Origin of the sequence: Bacillus sp. BML-BC051 (assembly GCF_019656175.1) — a bacterium.
Lineage (GTDB): Bacteria > Bacillota > Bacilli > Bacillales > Bacillaceae_G > Bacillus_A > Bacillus_A mobilis.
The window spans coordinates 1-276 of record NZ_BPLI01000177.1; the positions used below are offsets into that span (position 1 = coordinate 1).

The 276-nt window shown below is 36.6% G+C and carries 1 pseudogene; it reads left to right on the forward strand.

What is annotated here, in order from left to right:
• Positions 1-260, forward strand: a pseudogene (gene rplI, locus K5S59_RS29840) (50S ribosomal protein L9); the annotation flags it as partial.
• Between the last annotated feature and the right edge of the window lie 16 nt (positions 261-276).

A 276-nucleotide genomic window follows, 5' to 3' on the forward strand; every position in this document is an offset into this window, starting at 1 on the left:
TAAAAAACGTAACAGATGGCGATGCAAATAACTTCTGACTAAAACAAGGATTAGCTGCTGAGGCGACAAATAGCAGAATGAAAACTGTAGAAGCTCAAAACCGCAAAGAAGAAAAAGATGCAGAGGCAGAGCTTGAAAGTGCAAAACAATTAAAAGAAACGATAGAGAAACTAACTGTGGAAGTAAAGGCTAAATCTGGAGAAGGTGGACGTCTATTTGGTTCAATCACAAGTAAACAAATCGTAGATGCAATGCAAAAATAACACAAGATTAAAC